This window comes from Yersinia sp. 1252 StPb PI, from assembly GCF_048593885.1.
Taxonomy (GTDB): domain Bacteria; phylum Pseudomonadota; class Gammaproteobacteria; order Enterobacterales; family Enterobacteriaceae; genus Yersinia; species Yersinia enterocolitica_E.
Map to the genome: position 1 here is coordinate 61,488 of NZ_JAZGQE010000002.1, position 15,052 is coordinate 76,539.

Sequence of the window (15,052 nt, forward strand, 5' to 3'; positions counted from 1 at the left end):
AATGCTATGAGTCTGAATTTTCTTGATTTTGAACAGCCGATTGCAGAGCTGGAAGCGAAAATTGACTCGCTGACTGCAGTCAGCCGTCAAGACGAAAAATTAGATATTAATCTGGATGAAGAGGTCCAGCGTCTGCGTGAGAAAAGTGTTGAGCTGACGCGGAAAATTTTCTCGGACCTCGGCGCATGGCAGATTGCCCAACTGGCACGCCACCCTCGTCGTCCTTATACCCTGGATTATATCGCTAATATCTTTACTGATTTCGAAGAACTGGCGGGTGATCGCGCTTATGCCGACGACAAAGCTATTGTCGGTGGTATTGCTCGTCTGGATGGTCGCCCGGTGATGATCATTGGTCATCAAAAAGGCCGTGAAACCAAAGAAAAAATTCGCCGTAACTTTGGTATGCCAGCGCCTGAAGGTTATCGTAAGGCACTGCGTCTGATGGAGATGGCTGAGCGCTTTAAGCTGCCAATCATTACTTTCATTGATACACCAGGGGCGTATCCTGGTGTTGGCGCAGAAGAGCGTGGTCAATCTGAAGCCATCGCACGTAACCTGCGTGAGATGTCACGTCTGAGTGTTCCTATCGTTTGTACCGTTATTGGTGAAGGTGGCTCAGGCGGCGCATTAGCCATTGGTGTTGGCGATAAAGTGAATATGCTGCAATACAGCACCTATTCCGTTATCTCCCCAGAGGGCTGTGCATCTATTCTGTGGAAAAGTGCTGATAAAGCACCGTTAGCCGCAGAGGCCATGGGTATTACGGCTCATCGTCTGAAAGAATTAAAGATGATTGACTCGGTTATCCCTGAACCTTTAGGCGGCGCGCACCGTGATTACACCACTATTGCTGCTGCTTTGAAGGCGCAACTGTTGGCTGATCTTAGTGATCTGGATGTTTTGAATGACGAAGAATTATTGAATCGTCGTTATCAGCGTCTGATGAATTACGGTTATTGCTGATTAAGCATGCCCGATTTATTGGGCATCGCAGAGAAATATTGAAATCCGGCTCATATATTATGGGCCGGATTTTTTACTTATAGATTCTGAGTAATAATATCTAACTCCATAATAATTTTGGCAAAAATTTAATTTCATGTTGTTATAGGTAATTGGCGGACAATATGAGGATTCACCGATGAATATCATCGCAATCATGGGGCCGATGGGGGTTTACTACAAAGATGAACCTATTCGTGAGTTAAACGATGCCCTGCTGGCTAAAGGTTTTCAGTTGATCTACCCTCAGGATCGTGGTGATCTGCTTAAACTGATCGAGCATAATGCGCGGATTATTGGTGTGATTTTCGATTGGGACCAGCACAGTAATGAGCTTTGCACTGAAATTAATGATCTGAACGAATATCTCCCACTTTACGCATTTATCAATACGACCTCCTCATTGGATGTCAGTTTGAATGAAATGCGCATGGCTCTTTATTTCTTTGAATATACGTTAAATGCGGCAGATGATATTGCCCAGCATATTGAACAATATACCGCTGAGTATATGGATAGCATCACTCCGCCGCTAACCAAGGCGTTATTTAATTACGTCAAAGAAGGGAAATATACCTTCTGTACGCCGGGGCATATGGCGGGGACGGCATTTCAAAAAAGCCCGGTAGGCAGCTTATTCTATGATTTCTTTGGTGCTAACACCCTCAAGGCTGATGTGTCGATTTCAGTGACTGAACTCGGATCACTATTAGACCACAGTGGCCCGCATCTGGAAGCCGAAGAGTATATTGCCCGTACTTTCAATGCTGAGCAGAGTTATATGGTGACGAACGGGACATCAACGGCAAATAAAATCATTGGCATGTATTCGTCCCCCTCGGGCAGTACAGTATTGATTGATCGTAATTGTCATAAGTCTCTGACCCATCTTTTGATGATGACCAATATCATTCCGCTATATTTGTGCCCGGCCCGTAATGCTTACGGTATTTTGGGCGGCATCCCGCAGCACGAATTTACGCGCGAATCTATTACTGAGAAAATTGCACAAACCAAGAATGCCAGCTGGCCAGTGCATGCGGTGATAACGAACTCGACCTATGATGGGCTGCTCTATAATACTGATTATATTAAGCAGACACTGGACGTCCCTTCAATTCACTTTGATTCCGCCTGGGTGCCTTATACCAATTTCCATGAGATCTATGAAGGGAAAAGTGGCATGAGCGGGGAACGGGTTGCGGGTAAAGTTTTCTATGAAACGCAATCGACACATAAATTGTTGGCCGCATTCTCTCAAGCTTCGATGATTCATATTAAAGGTGATTACAATGAAGGCACTTTTAACGAAGCTTATATGATGCACACCACCACCTCACCGAATTACGGCATTGTGGCATCAATGGAAACTGCCGCAGCAATGATGCGTGGTAAACCGGGCAGGCGCATGATTATGCGCTCCATTGAGCGTGCGATGCATTTTCGCAAAGAAGTTCGCCGTTTACGTTCACAGAGTGACAACTGGTTCTTTGATGTCTGGCAGCCAGAAGATATTGACGAAATAGCCTGTTGGCCGTTGCAACCGGGGCAAAAGTGGCATGGTTTTAGCAATGCAGATGCAGATCATATGTATCTGGATCCGATCAAAGTGACCATCCTGACGCCGGGTATGAGCAGTGAAGGGGAACTTGAAGACGAAGGGATCCCTGCGGCATTAGTCGCTAAATTTCTCGATGAACGCGGCATCGTGGTAGAGAAAACCGGGCCATATAATTTGCTGTTCCTGTTCAGTATTGGCATTGATAAAACTAAGGCGATGAGCTTATTACGCGGCCTCACTGAATTTAAACGCGCTTATGATCTTAACTTGCGGGTTAAAAATATGCTGCCGGATCTGTTTGCTGAAGATCCTGATTTTTACCGCCATATGCGCATTCAGGAGTTGGCCGCCGGTATCCACCAATTGATCCGTAAACACGACTTGCCCCGTTTGATGCGCCAGTCCTTTGATGTACTGCCAGAGATGAAACTCACGCCGTATGACATGTTCCAACAGCAGATTCGCGGTAATATAGCGGCCTGCGAAATGCGTGATTTGATAGGCAAAGTTGTGGCCAATATGATCCTGCCTTATCCGCCGGGGGTACCGTTGGTTATGCCAGGTGAAATGATCAGTGAAGAGAGCCGCGCAGTCTTGGACTTCCTGCTGATGCTGTGTGCCATCGGCGCGCATTACCCTGGATTTGAAACCGACATTCACGGAGCTAAACGCGATGATGATGGTCGCTATTGGGTCAATGTGCTGAAGACAAATGATTAAACTGGAGTAATACATGTTAGCAATACGTCAGATACATCATATTGCAATCATTGGCTCAGATTATCAGGTCAGTAAAAAATTCTACTGTGAGGTGCTGGGGTTCAGCTTGATAAGTGAGGTCTATCGTGAAGAACGCGACTCATGGAAAGCTGATTTAGACTTAAATGGGCAATATATTATTGAGTTGTTTTCTTTTCCCTCCCCGTCAACACGGCCTAGCCGCCCAGAGGCTTGTGGTTTACGTCACCTGGCTTTTCAGGTTGATAATATTGAGCAGGCAGTCAGTGAACTGGGGGCCGCCGGTGTGATTTGCGAAGCGGTTCGCATTGATCCCTATACCCAATCACGTTTTACTTTCTTTACTGATCCAGATGGTTTACCTCTGGAGCTATACGAAATAACGCTGGAATGACATGAACTCAGCCACCTTTATGCCTAATGTGTTACTCAATCCTTTGTTCGCGCAATTGGGTGATCATCGCCATGTGCTGGTGGGGTTCAGTGGTGGGTTGGATTCCAGTGTATTACTGCATTTATTGGTTAGCCTGCGCCAACAATTGCTCCCTGAGCTGAAAGTTCGCGCGATTCATATTCATCACGGATTAAACCCATTGGCAGACAGTTGGGTAAAACATTGCCAGCAGCAGTGTGATCAATGGGAAGTTCCACTTGAAGTGGTGCGAGTGAAGATTGATCCGCGACACAATGGAATAGAGGCTGCCGCCAGAACGGCTCGCTATCAGGCATTTTCCTCACATTTAGCTGCCAATGAAGTGCTACTTACGGCTCAACATCTGGATGACCAGTGTGAAACCTTCTTACTGGCACTTAAGCGGGGCAGTGGTCCGGCGGGGCTGTCCTCAATGGCAGGCAGAATGCCGTTTGCCCATAGCCAGTTGTTGCGGCCATTGTTGGCCTTTTCCCGCGCAACGCTTGAGAACTATGCTCAAGCACAACAACTACGGTGGATTGAAGATGACAGCAATCAGGACCATCGTTTCGATCGTAACTTCTTGCGATTAAGTGTGTTGCCTCTGCTTCATCAGCGCTGGCCGCATTTTGCTCAAGCGACGGCGCGCAGTGCAAGTCTGTGCGCTGAGCAGGAACAATTATTGGATGAGTTGTTGGCAGATAATCTGCAACAACTGCAAAGCCCGGATGGCGCGCTTTCTATTGAGGGGTTATTACTGGCCTCAGAAGCCAAACGGGGGGCGATATTACGCCGTTGGCTGGCTAGATGGGGGGCAGTGATGCCATCGCAAAACCAACTGCAACGTTTGTGGTTAGAAGTTGCTATGGCAAGGCAAGATGCAGAGCCTCAGCTTACTTTGGGGGCACATCAGGTTCGCCGCTTCCGGCAATATTTATATCTATTGCCACCGCTGGCTGAGATAAATATACGGCATCTACCTTGGGCCAACATTGAGGCTGGGCCTAATCATGTCGCAATCCCCCCAGGCCCTTTGATTCTACCTGCCAATCTGGGGGTATTGAGTTTTATTACTGAAGGGGGGCAAGCGGTCAGGGCTGCGGCAACCGGCGAGGTGATCAGCGTCCGTTTCGGTTTACAAGGTGATATCAAGATTGTTGGGCGGCACCATTCGCGCCATAGCAAAAAGATTTGGCAAGAGTTGGGGGTACCGCCGTGGCAACGGGAGCGTATTCCGCTACTCTACTTTGGCGAACAATTAATTGCTGCGGCTGGAGTGTTTGTGGCTCAGGCAGGCCAGGCAAAAGAAGGCGAACCCTGTTGGCACCTAAATTGGGCCAACGCGGAATAATAAAATAACAACACGCAGAACAGTCTATTTTGAGGAGTAATGATGAAATTAGTCGTCAGTATAATGGTGTTATGGGGATTGAGTAGTTTCTCGGCGTTGGCAAAAAATGATATCGAAGCGGGGCGGGTTAAGTCTGCCAGTTGTGTGGCTTGTCATGGTGCACAAGGTAAGGTTTCGGTGCCGATGTATCCTAATCTGGCTGGGCAAAATGCCATGTATTTAGAACAATCATTAAAAGCGTATAAAAAAGGGGAGCGAACTGGTGGGCAAGCTGGAGTGATGCAGGCTTATGTTGCGCCTTTAACCGACGAGGATTTCTCTGATTTGGCGGCTTACTATGCCAGTTTAAAACCTTGATTCGGTTTGGTCTGCCCTGAATGCAAAACGGGCCACTTTTCAGCGGCCCGTCATCAATATAATGGGATGAAGCTATGATGCACTCACCACAACAGTCCCTATCTCGGGGTGACTGAAGCTGGCAATATAGTCCAGACGCAACTCGCGCATTGTTCCTTCTTGCTCGATAATCAGGTATTCGACCTTTTTTCTCAGCAGCAGATCGCTGGCTTTACCTTCTACGATCTCACCGCCTCTCAACTTCAACGTCAGTATCAGGTGATGTTGGCAGGCGAGCTCTAGATTATCGTAGTCATCACAATTGATGGGTTGATACTCTTCACTCATCGACATAATCGCTCACCAATAAGTTAGCGGCGGCAAAGGCCGCCTGTTCCCTAACGGAGGACGGTAGTGCGTCGTTAGCCGCAACTTCGTCCAATGCTTTCAATACACAGCGCAATGCGTCTGGTACGTAACCCAGATCGCCACTTCCAATTTGGGCATAAAAACGGCGTACTAATTCACAGTATTGCTGCACAGTAATCCTCCTGGAAAAGTTTAACCCAGTAGATTCTCAGCGGAAGCGACACACTGTCAACCTACGAAGATAAACTCTGAACTTATAAGGACTATAGCACAGGAGTGATAGAGATATTAGAGTGTGGCACAAGGTTTCTTTTTCGCATTGATGCCACTAATCGTTCTCTTTATGCAGGGTTGGCTGGCTGCTGGCAGACTGGATCAAGTACACTGTCCGCCAGATAATTAAGAGGTCACCCATGGCACTAAAAGCAACCATCCATAAAGCTGCTGTTAACATTGCGGATATGGATCGTAATTTTTTTCAGGATGTTAACCTGACTATCGCGCAGCACCCCTCCGAAACTGACCAGCGTATGATGCTGAGGTTACTCGCATGGATCTGCCACGCTGATGAGCGTTTGCAGTTTACTAAAGGTCTGAGCGCTGACGATGAGCCGGAGATTTGGCGTCATAATGACCATAACGGTATTGAATTGTGGGTTGAGCTGGGGTTACCAGAGGAGAAACGTCTGCGTAAAGCCTGTAATCAGTCACAGCAAGTGGTGCTGTATGCCTACAGCGAACGCGCAGCTAAGGTGTGGTGGCCACAAGTCCGGGATAAGTTATCCGGGCACCGCAATTTGCGGGTGCGCTTCTTGGGTGATGAACAGATGGCCAAGTTGGCGGCACTTGCGAATCGTAATATGTCGTTACAGGCTACGTTGCAAGAGGGAACTATTTGGTTGTCGGATGCTCAGAATAATCTGGAAATTAGTTTTGATGAATGGCAAGGCGACGGGCAATAAGCGTGCTGATTATATCTAATTATGTCAGTCTACCTGACAGTGAGATTGAGTTGACGGCGATCCGGGCGCAGGGCGCGGGGGGACAGCACGTCAATAAAACCTCAACTGCCATTCATTTGCGCTTTGACATTAAGGCTTCAAGCCTGCCAGAGTACTATAAAGAAAGGTTATTATTGCTAAATAGCCATTTGATGACGGCAGAGGGTGTCGTTATCATCAAAGCGCAAGAATACCGCAGCCAGGATATGAATCGCGAAGCGGCATTGGCGCGGCTGGTGGCATTAATCCGTCAGGCAATGGTGGTAGAAAAGGCTCGTCGGGCGACAAAACCGACCAAAGGCTCAAAAATAAGGCGAGTCGAGGGCAAAGTCCGCAAAGGTGCGACCAAAGCGCTGCGCGGCAAAATACATCAGGAGTGATGCCATTATTTAGCCTGGGATTTATACATTGTGACTAATGTGGCTTCATTCCTTATATATCGGACACAGTATGGGAGAATGACTGTGAAAAAATTAACAATAACGCTATTTTTGGCAGTAGGTGCACTGTCATTATTAGGTTGCAACAATCGACATCAACCGGTTGAACAGGCTTTACAACCTATGCAGCAAAGCTATCAGGGCGTATTACCCTGCGCGGATTGCAGTGGTTTGGATACCTCACTGTTCCTTGATAGCGATGGGACTTTTATCCTGAAGGAAATTTATCGTGGCACTGCTCATGCTGGCGATAACAACGAGAGCGATCAAACCTTTGCTGAATACGGTCAGTGGGCGCGTACTGCTGATAAGTTGGTGCTTACTAACGGGCAAGGGGAGAAACGCTACTTTCGGCCAGTAGGTAAAAATCTGGTGATGCTCGACCAACAAGGATTGGCGATTCAGTCAGCATTGAATTATCAGCTTACCCCGAGTGATCAGCCGTTACCCAAAACGCCGATGCCGTTGAGCGGTATGTATAAGTATTTTGCTGATGCCGCCGTATTTACCGATTGTGCTACCGGCCGAACCTTCCCAGTCGAGAATAATATTGCACTGGAAACCGGATATTTAAAGGTCCGTAAAAAGGTCGGTGAACCGGTATTTTTAACCCTTAATGGCCATTTTGATGTGCGGCCATCGATGGAAGAAGGGCAATCAGACAAAACGCTGATTCCGGCTGATAACATTAAGTTTAATGCCAGTAAGAGTTGCGGCAGTAAATAGAATCTATCCGTTGCTGCAATAAAAAGCCGCTGGTAGTGAGTTAACTATCCAGCGGCTCAGCGGTTTATTTAGGGTCAATTAGCGCTTGATTTGGCCCAGCAGGAACTCAATGATTTCACTGGTTTTAATCATCTGCTTCTCACCAACACGGCGGTTTTTATATTCCACCTCTTCGCAGTCGAGATTGCGGTCACCAATCACGATATTGTGTGGCACGCCAATCAGCTCCATATCGGCAAACATCACGCCTGGGCGTTCTTTGCGGTCATCAAGAATCACGTCAATACCATGGGCACGCAGAGTGGCATACAGCTCTTCTGCCAACTCTTTCACGCGGAAAGATTTGTGCATATTCATTGGCAAAATGGCTACCTGGAACGGTGCAATCGCATCCGGCCAAATAATGCCACGGTCGTCATGATTCTGCTCAATGGCCGCTGCTACTACACGGGATACGCCAATACCGTAACAACCCATGGTCATCACTTGGTTACGGCCATCTTCGCCCTGAACCGTGGCTTTCATCGCTTCCGAGTATTTAGTGCCTAGCTGGAAGATATGACCGACTTCAATACCACGCTTGATAAGTAATGTGCCTTTGCCATCAGGGCTGATATCACCTTCAACCACATTACGTAAATCGGCAATTTGTGGCAGCGGTAAGTCACGCTCCCAATTAATACCAAAGTAGTGTTTGCCGTCGATATTCGCACCAGCACCAAAATCACTCATTGCTGCCACACTGCGGTCAATCACGATTGGCAACTGCAAATTAACCGGGCCTAATGACCCTGGACCTGCGCCAATCACTGCACGAATCTCTTCTTCACTGGCAAAGGTCAGTGGTTTGGCGACTTGTGGCAGTTTTTCTGCTTTAATCTCATTGAGTTCATGATCACCGCGAACCAGCAACGCAACCAGCTTGTGACCACTCTCTTCGTGAGCATGTACCAATAAGGTTTTCACTGTTTTCACTATTGGAAGGTTGAACTGCTCGACCAATTCAGCGATGGTTTTTGCATTCGGGGTATCAATGATACGCAGCTCTTCCGTGGCGCTAGCTCGTGGTTCATCAGGAGCCACTGCTTCAGCAAACTCAATATTAGCGGCATAATCAGAACCGGTTGAGAACACGATGTCGTCTTCGCCACTCTCGGCCAGCACTTGGAATTCATGCGATGCACTGCCACCAATTGAACCGGTATCTGCCAGAACTGCACGGAAATTCAGATCCATACGAGAGAAAATCTTACTGTAGGCCGCATACATCGCGTCGTAAGTGTCCTGCAACGATTCCTGAGTGGTATGGAAAGAGTAAGCATCTTTCATCAGGAACTCGCGAGCACGCATCACGCCGAAACGAGGGCGAACTTCATCACGGAACTTGGTCTGGATTTGGAAAAAATTTAGCGGCAACTGTTTGTAAGAGTTGATCTCACCGCGAATCAGGTCAGTAATCACTTCTTCATGAGTTGGACCGAGCACAAATGGGCGTTCGCCGCGATCGACAAAACGCAATAGCTCAGGACCATACTGTTCCCAGCGACCACTCTCCTGCCACAAATCAGCCGGTTGTACGACGGGCATTGAAACCTCAATAGCACCGGCGTTATTCATCTCTTCGCGCACGATGTTTTCGACTTTCTTCAACACCCTAACTCCGGTCGGTAACCAGGTATAAAGACCTGATGCCAGTTTACGGATCATCCCGGCACGAAGCATCAGTTGGTGACTGATCACTTCAGCATCGGCAGGTGTCTCCTTTAGAGTGGAGAGCAGATATTGGCTAGTACGCATGATGTTTTGGTTCCATTAGCACTGCAACAAGTAGAGGCAGTCCAAAAAGTAAAAAGTGGTTTAGTTTACCAGCGAGTACGGGTTGTCAAAAGAGAGCTGGCTGAAATTTAGCGTGGGTCGAGCGACAACACTTCTGTTTGCTGGCCCATAACCCGCCAACGCACATTAAATTCCAGCAACAGAACCGCGTATTCGCGGCTTTCATTATCGTCTTTACGGTAGGCTGGACGGGGGTCTTGTGCCAAAACCTGGCTGATAAAACGCCGCAAATGTGGATAACGCGTCTGCTGCTGTACTAACTGTTGCTCAGCGGTGGCTGAGAAACACACCGGCATATCTGCATCTGGGGCTGTCTGCGCAAAACCAGCGCGCGCCAGTGGCTGGCTCTCTGCGAAAGGCAGATAGGGTTTAATGTCAATCACCGGGGTTCCATCAACCAGATCCAGACTCCCCAACTCCAGAATCACCTCTGCGCCCTGGCAACGTATCCCTTTCAGCTCAATCAACGACATGCCGATAGGATTTGGCCGGAAAGTGGAGCGAGTGGCAAATACGCCCATCCGTGTATTACCGCCTAAACGTGGCGGGCGAACCGTCGGACGCCAACCCCCCGCCATGGTTTGATGGAAAACGAACATCACCCATACATGACTGAAGTCAGATAACCCACGCACGGCTTCCGGCTGATTATAGGGAGCCACTAACTGTAACTCACCACCGCCATCTTCAATTAGACCGGGCTGCCTTGGCACCGCAAACTTTTCTTTATAGGGTGAGCGAATCACCCCGATCTGATTGAAGGAAAATACACTCATTTTGATGAAACGTTCAGTGCAGAACCTTGGCACACCGCTTGTTGATAGCAGCCAGGAACGCCACTTTGTATTTCACATCCGTGTAGCAGCACCGCATTGGCTTTCATATAAGAAGCACGGGTCTGCATTCTCTTACGGGCGGTGGCGATACTGGCTGGAGAGTCCTGAACGGTAGATTGACAAGACTCACCGGATACTTCGCCTAAGTCGCGGAAAGGCTTGCCAACAAGTTCTTCAGCACTTTTATAAAGTTTTACCGGTGCCGGACGAGGGGCTGCCGTTGGGCTGGGTTTAGTCACCGGAGGTGGTTGCTTAACCGGACTTTCTGTGGTGGATGGCTTTGATTGAAGCATGGAGCATCCAGTTAGCGAAAGTGCTAACAGACACAGAGGTAACGCACGCATAGAAATTCCTCAGCCTTTTTTATTTAAGAGGCGCTATTGAAGCAATCTATGATGCAAATAACAAGACGGGCCATAGCCCGTCTTGCAATATATTTAGCAAACACTGATTTTAGCTAACGCCATATTCAGCAAAATAGCCAATTAACACTTACCAGCCTTTCACTGCACCACCGTTGAATGCTTTGTTTGCTGCATCGTAAACTTCATCAGACTGATATGCCTGAACGAATTTCTTCACGTTTTCCGCATCTTTGTTATCTTCGCGAGCCACGATCAGATTGACGTAAGGTGACTCTTTATCTTCCACGAACAAGCCATCTTTAGCCGGTGTTAAACCAATCTGGCTGGCGTAGGTGGTATTGATAATCGCCAAGGCGATTTGTTGGTCATCCAAAGAACGTGGTAACTGAGGGGCTTCCAGTTCAACCAGTTTCAGGTTTTTAGGATTTTCAACCACATCCAACACGGTTGGCAGCAGACCAACACCGTCTTTCAGTTTAATCAGCCCCACTTTTTGCAGTAGCAACAGAGAACGGCCCAGATTGGTCGGGTCATTTGGCAGTGCGACCTGAGAACCCGGTTGTAACTCTTCCAATGATTTGATTTTCTTAGAGTAACCAGCAATTGGATAAACGAATGAGTTACCCACAGACACTAACTTGTAGCCACGATCTTTAATTTGCTGATCCAGATAAGGCTTATGCTGGAAGGCATTCAGGTCAATATCACCTTTGCTCAATGCTTCGTTTGGCAAAACATAGTCGTTAAAGGTAACCAGTTCAACATCCAGACCATATTTGTCTTTTGCCACTTTTTGAGCAACTTCAGCAACTTGTTGCTCGGCACCCACAATGACACCAACTTTAATGTGGTTTGGATCTTTCTCTGCCGGGCCGCAACCCACCAGAGCCAAGGTACCAATCAGTGCACTGACTGCCGCGATAGATTTGAATTTTAAAGACATATCCCTTCCTCTATAGACATTCGTTAAGATGCGCCGCTGTGTGAGGCAGTCGCTATACCCTTGGTACTTGGCGCTGCAGGGTTGTTAGCAATTTTCACTTACCCGAATCACTTACTTGAATAAGCTTATCGGGATATGTTCGCTTGCCGCCTACCTGCAACATCAATTCCTTTGGGTAATTGATGTGTTAAGAACTATTTGTGGGTAACGGCTTTTACGATCCGATCGCCACTGAACTGAATCAGGTAAACCAAAATTACTAATAATACTAATACAGTATTCATTACCGTGGCGTTATAGCCAATGTAACCATACTGATAACCGATCTGGCCTAAGCCACCGGCACCGACTGCACCACCCATCGCGGAATAACCGACCAGGGTAATTAATGTAATAGTGGCGGCATTCACCAAGCCGGGTAGGGCTTCGGGCAACAACACCTTTTTAATAATTTGCATTGGGGTCGCTCCCATCGCACGGGCAGCCTCAACCAAACCAGATGGAATCTCTAGTAGGGCATTCTCCACCATACGAGCAATAAAGGGGGCTGCACCGACTGTTAGTGGCACAATCGCCGCCTGTAACCCAATCGATGTACCGACAATCATTCGAGTGAATGGAATCATCCACACCAATAAGATAATAAAAGGTATGGAACGGAAAATATTCACAACTCCAGACAGGGTGCGGTAAATCTTATTGTTGGCGATAATTTGCCCTGGGCGAGTGACATACAGCAGCACCCCAACCGGCAGTCCTAGCACAAAACCAAAGAAACCAGACACAAAAGTCATCATCAGAGTTTCCCAGACGCCTCGGCCCATTAACCACATCATTGCCTCAGACATAACCCAGAACCTCTACTTTTACATGATGATCTTGCAAAAACTTGATGGCAGCGAGGCCATCCTGATCGTCGCCATGCAGCTCTGCTAACATGACACCAAACTTAACGCCACCGGCATAATCCATCTGCGAACTGAGAATCCCGATATCAATATTGAAACGGCGCACCGCTTGTGAAATGAGTGGTGCGTCAACGGACTGACCGGTGAACTCCAATTTCAGCAGTGGAACGCGATCTGCAGTTGGTTCCTGCGTCATACGCTGGGCGTAATCTTCTGGAATATCCAAATGGAGTGTTGATTGGATAAATTGTTGCGCCAGCGGGGTTTTCGGATGCGAGAACACTTCACTGACACTGTCTTTCTCAATCAATTTGCCTTCACTTATTACAGCAACCTGATCACAGATGCGTTTCACCACATCCATTTCATGAGTAATAAGCAAAATAGTCAGTCCCAGACGACGATTAATGTCCTTAAGCAGCTCCAGAATCGAACGAGTGGTTGCCGGGTCTAATGCGCTGGTGGCTTCATCGCACAACAAGACTTTTGGATTACTGGCTAAAGCACGCGCGATAGCAACACGCTGCTTCTGACCGCCCGACAAGTTAGCCGGGTAAGCATCTTGCTTATCCGCTAAACCGACCAGATCCAACAGTTCGGTAACTCTCTTCTTTATATCTGCGCGTGACGTGTTATCCAGCTCTAGAGGCAACGCAATATTGCCATACACCGTGCGAGATGACAGTAAATTGAAATGCTGAAAAATCATGCCGATTTGACGACGCGCGCGCGTCAGTTCACCTTCAGATAAGGTTGTCAGATCTTGCCCATCAACCAGAACCTTGCCGCTGGTAGGGCGCTCTAACATATTGGCACAGCGAATCAGTGTACTTTTACCCGCACCTGATGCACCGATAACGCCATAAATTTGTCCAGCAGGGACGTGTAGACTCACGTCTGTAAGCGCGGTAATAGTGTGCGAACCCTGTTGGAACACTTTGCTGATGTGAGAAAGTTTAATCATATTATTCTTATTTTATCGTCGTTTCCGTGGCTAGATAAAAAGTAAACTTCAGCGGAACCAAAGTATAGATTGGATGTTAAGGCGTCTAGACGGCTAAGTCAACTGGCAACACCGATTCTCTTCCATTCTCAATCGGTAATAAAACATGCGATACTAGTGGGGTTTACAGCCCTCAGGAGCAGATAAGTGACTCAGCCCGTCCCCGCAATATTTTTAGATCGTGATGGTACAATTAATGTTGATCACGGTTATGTCCACGAAATTGATAACTTCCAGTTTATAGACGGTGTTATTGATGCTTGTCGTGAATTGAAAGAAATGGGTTTCGCTTTGGTATTGGTAACCAATCAATCAGGTATTGCACGCGGTATGTTTACCGAAGAGCAATTTGTAAGTCTCACCGAGTGGATGGATTGGTCTCTGGCTGACCGTGGTGTTGACCTGGACGGCATCTACTTCTGTCCGCATCACCCCGATGGCAGTGTAGCGGAGTTCAGTGAAACATGTGAATGCCGCAAACCGCTGCCTGGCATGTTACTGCAAGCACAAAGCGAATTGAACATTGATATGGCTTCTTCTTATATGGTTGGTGACAAAATTGAAGATATGCAGGCAGCATTAGCGGCTAATGTCGGCACTAAAGTGTTAGTTCGCACTGGCAAGCCTGTTAGCGCAGAAGGAGAGGTGCTAGCTGATTGGGTGCTAAATAGTCTGGCTGACCTGCCAAAAGCGATAAAAACGCGTCATAAGTAGTCTTTGCGTTCAAATAATCAGCAGTTAGAAAAAACTTTAAGATAAACCCTTGCCATTCTGAGGCGGCTCCCTATAATGCGCATCCATCGACACGGCGCTGTGAGCAACTTCACAGAGTGGCCGGGAAGAGCAGAGAAAATTAACTGATTAAGTGGTTGACTCTGTAGCGGGAAAGCGTATTATCTGCCTCCCGCGTTACCGTAAGATTCGCCGAAAGGCAAACGGGTAACGAACGCTCTTTAACAATTTATCAGACAATCTGTGTGGGCACTCGCAAGACGATATCGAAGCCTGTTTCGACAGGCAGAAGAAATATCAAAGTCTTGAAGAGTGACCAAAGCAGTACACATTTGAACTTCGGTTCGAATGCTTATTTGCAGAAAGTAATCTTTGAGCATCGCTGCTTACTTATTTTTCATTAAATAACAGGCAGCAAATCAAACAAATCTTAAATTGAAGAGTTTGATCATGGCTCAGATTGAACGCTGGCGGCAGGCCTAACACATGC

At 47.5% G+C, this 15,052-nt stretch carries 17 protein-coding genes; 9 read left to right on the top strand and 8 right to left on the bottom strand.

The genetic code is table 11. From position 1 onward, the window contains the following. Positions 1-6: 6 nt before the first annotated feature. The 5 genes from accA to V2A85_RS00725 all read left to right on the top strand — a co-directional run bounded on the left by accA (position 7) and on the right by V2A85_RS00725 (position 5,424). Entirely contained in the window at positions 7-966 is a 960-nt protein-coding gene (gene accA, locus V2A85_RS00705; RefSeq protein WP_372559761.1) for an acetyl-CoA carboxylase carboxyl transferase subunit alpha, read from the top strand. Positions 967-1,144: 178 nt separating this feature from the next. Next, positions 1,145-3,286 (top strand): lysine decarboxylase LdcC, encoded by a 2,142-nt coding sequence (locus V2A85_RS00710; RefSeq protein ID WP_372559760.1) that lies wholly within the window; start codon positions 1,145-1,147, stop codon positions 3,284-3,286. Between the two features lie 13 nt (positions 3,287-3,299). Continuing rightward, on the top strand, positions 3,300-3,698 hold the full coding sequence (locus tag V2A85_RS00715; RefSeq protein ID WP_420070730.1) for a VOC family protein: 399 nt from the start codon (positions 3,300-3,302) through the stop codon (positions 3,696-3,698). Position 3,699: 1 nt separating this feature from the next. Beyond that, on the top strand, positions 3,700-5,067 hold the full coding sequence (gene tilS / locus V2A85_RS00720; protein ID WP_372559758.1) for a tRNA lysidine(34) synthetase TilS: 1,368 nt from the start codon (positions 3,700-3,702) through the stop codon (positions 5,065-5,067). A gap of 39 nt (positions 5,068-5,106) precedes the next feature. After that, positions 5,107-5,424 (top strand): c-type cytochrome, encoded by a 318-nt coding sequence (locus V2A85_RS00725; RefSeq protein WP_420070731.1) that lies wholly within the window; start codon positions 5,107-5,109, stop codon positions 5,422-5,424. A gap of 72 nt (positions 5,425-5,496) precedes the next feature. On the opposite strand, the gene rof is transcribed toward V2A85_RS00725, so the two are convergent. Together rof and V2A85_RS00735 are read right to left on the bottom strand one after the other, a co-directional pair. After that, a complete protein-coding gene (rof, locus tag V2A85_RS00730) occupies positions 5,497-5,757 on the bottom strand; it encodes a Rho-binding antiterminator (protein ID WP_083162954.1) in 261 nt (86 codons plus the stop codon). Further along, complete coding sequence (locus tag V2A85_RS00735; RefSeq protein WP_005185672.1) at positions 5,744-5,944, bottom strand: YaeP family protein; 201 nt, start codon at positions 5,942-5,944, stop codon at positions 5,744-5,746. Before V2A85_RS00735 ends, rof begins: the two co-directional genes overlap by 14 nt. 241 nt (positions 5,945-6,185) lie before the next feature. Here V2A85_RS00735 and V2A85_RS00740 point away from each other — a divergent pair, with 241 nt between their 5' ends. The 3 genes from V2A85_RS00740 to nlpE all read left to right on the top strand — a co-directional run bounded on the left by V2A85_RS00740 (position 6,186) and on the right by nlpE (position 7,939). Next, positions 6,186-6,734, top strand: coding sequence for a YaeQ family protein (locus V2A85_RS00740; RefSeq protein WP_372559756.1), 549 nt, complete (start codon positions 6,186-6,188; stop codon positions 6,732-6,734). A 2-nt stretch (positions 6,735-6,736) separates the two neighbouring features. Beyond that, positions 6,737-7,153, top strand: a complete 417-nt coding sequence (arfB, locus tag V2A85_RS00745) for an alternative ribosome rescue aminoacyl-tRNA hydrolase ArfB (RefSeq protein ID WP_372559755.1) — start codon at positions 6,737-6,739, stop codon at positions 7,151-7,153. Between the two features lie 84 nt (positions 7,154-7,237). Next, positions 7,238-7,939, top strand: coding sequence for an envelope stress response activation lipoprotein NlpE (nlpE, locus tag V2A85_RS00750; RefSeq protein ID WP_420070732.1), 702 nt, complete (start codon positions 7,238-7,240; stop codon positions 7,937-7,939). Between the two features lie 78 nt (positions 7,940-8,017). Here the strand turns inward: nlpE and proS are convergent, their stop codons facing one another. From proS to metN, 6 genes are all read right to left on the bottom strand, one after another. Further along, a complete protein-coding gene (proS, locus tag V2A85_RS00755) occupies positions 8,018-9,736 on the bottom strand; it encodes a proline--tRNA ligase (protein WP_420070733.1) in 1,719 nt (572 codons plus the stop codon). A gap of 107 nt (positions 9,737-9,843) precedes the next feature. After that, the gene (gene tsaA / locus V2A85_RS00760; protein ID WP_372559753.1) at positions 9,844-10,551 is read right to left on the bottom strand and encodes a tRNA (N6-threonylcarbamoyladenosine(37)-N6)-methyltransferase TrmO; all 708 of its coding nucleotides are present in this window, start codon (positions 10,549-10,551) and stop codon (positions 9,844-9,846) included. Beyond that, positions 10,548-10,955: an Rcs stress response system protein RcsF gene (gene rcsF, locus V2A85_RS00765; RefSeq protein WP_083162966.1), complete on the bottom strand. Its 408-nt coding sequence runs from the start codon at positions 10,953-10,955 to the stop codon at positions 10,548-10,550. Before rcsF ends, tsaA begins: the two co-directional genes overlap by 4 nt. Positions 10,956-11,103: 148 nt before the next feature. Beyond that, complete coding sequence (locus V2A85_RS00770; RefSeq protein ID WP_042569242.1) at positions 11,104-11,919, bottom strand: MetQ/NlpA family lipoprotein; 816 nt, start codon at positions 11,917-11,919, stop codon at positions 11,104-11,106. Between the two features lie 194 nt (positions 11,920-12,113). Continuing rightward, positions 12,114-12,767 (bottom strand): methionine ABC transporter permease MetI, encoded by a 654-nt coding sequence (locus V2A85_RS00775; RefSeq protein ID WP_050078607.1) that lies wholly within the window; start codon positions 12,765-12,767, stop codon positions 12,114-12,116. Continuing rightward, a complete protein-coding gene (metN, locus tag V2A85_RS00780; RefSeq protein ID WP_372559752.1) occupies positions 12,760-13,791 on the bottom strand; it encodes a methionine ABC transporter ATP-binding protein MetN in 1,032 nt (343 codons plus the stop codon). Before metN ends, V2A85_RS00775 begins: the two co-directional genes overlap by 8 nt. Positions 13,792-13,977: 186 nt before the next feature. Here metN and gmhB point away from each other — a divergent pair, with 186 nt between their 5' ends. Then, positions 13,978-14,544 carry a D-glycero-beta-D-manno-heptose 1,7-bisphosphate 7-phosphatase gene (gmhB, locus tag V2A85_RS00785; protein WP_372559751.1) on the top strand — a complete coding sequence of 189 codons (567 nt, stop codon included), beginning with the start codon at positions 13,978-13,980 and terminating at the stop codon, positions 14,542-14,544. The last annotated feature ends 508 nt before the right edge of the window (positions 14,545-15,052 follow it).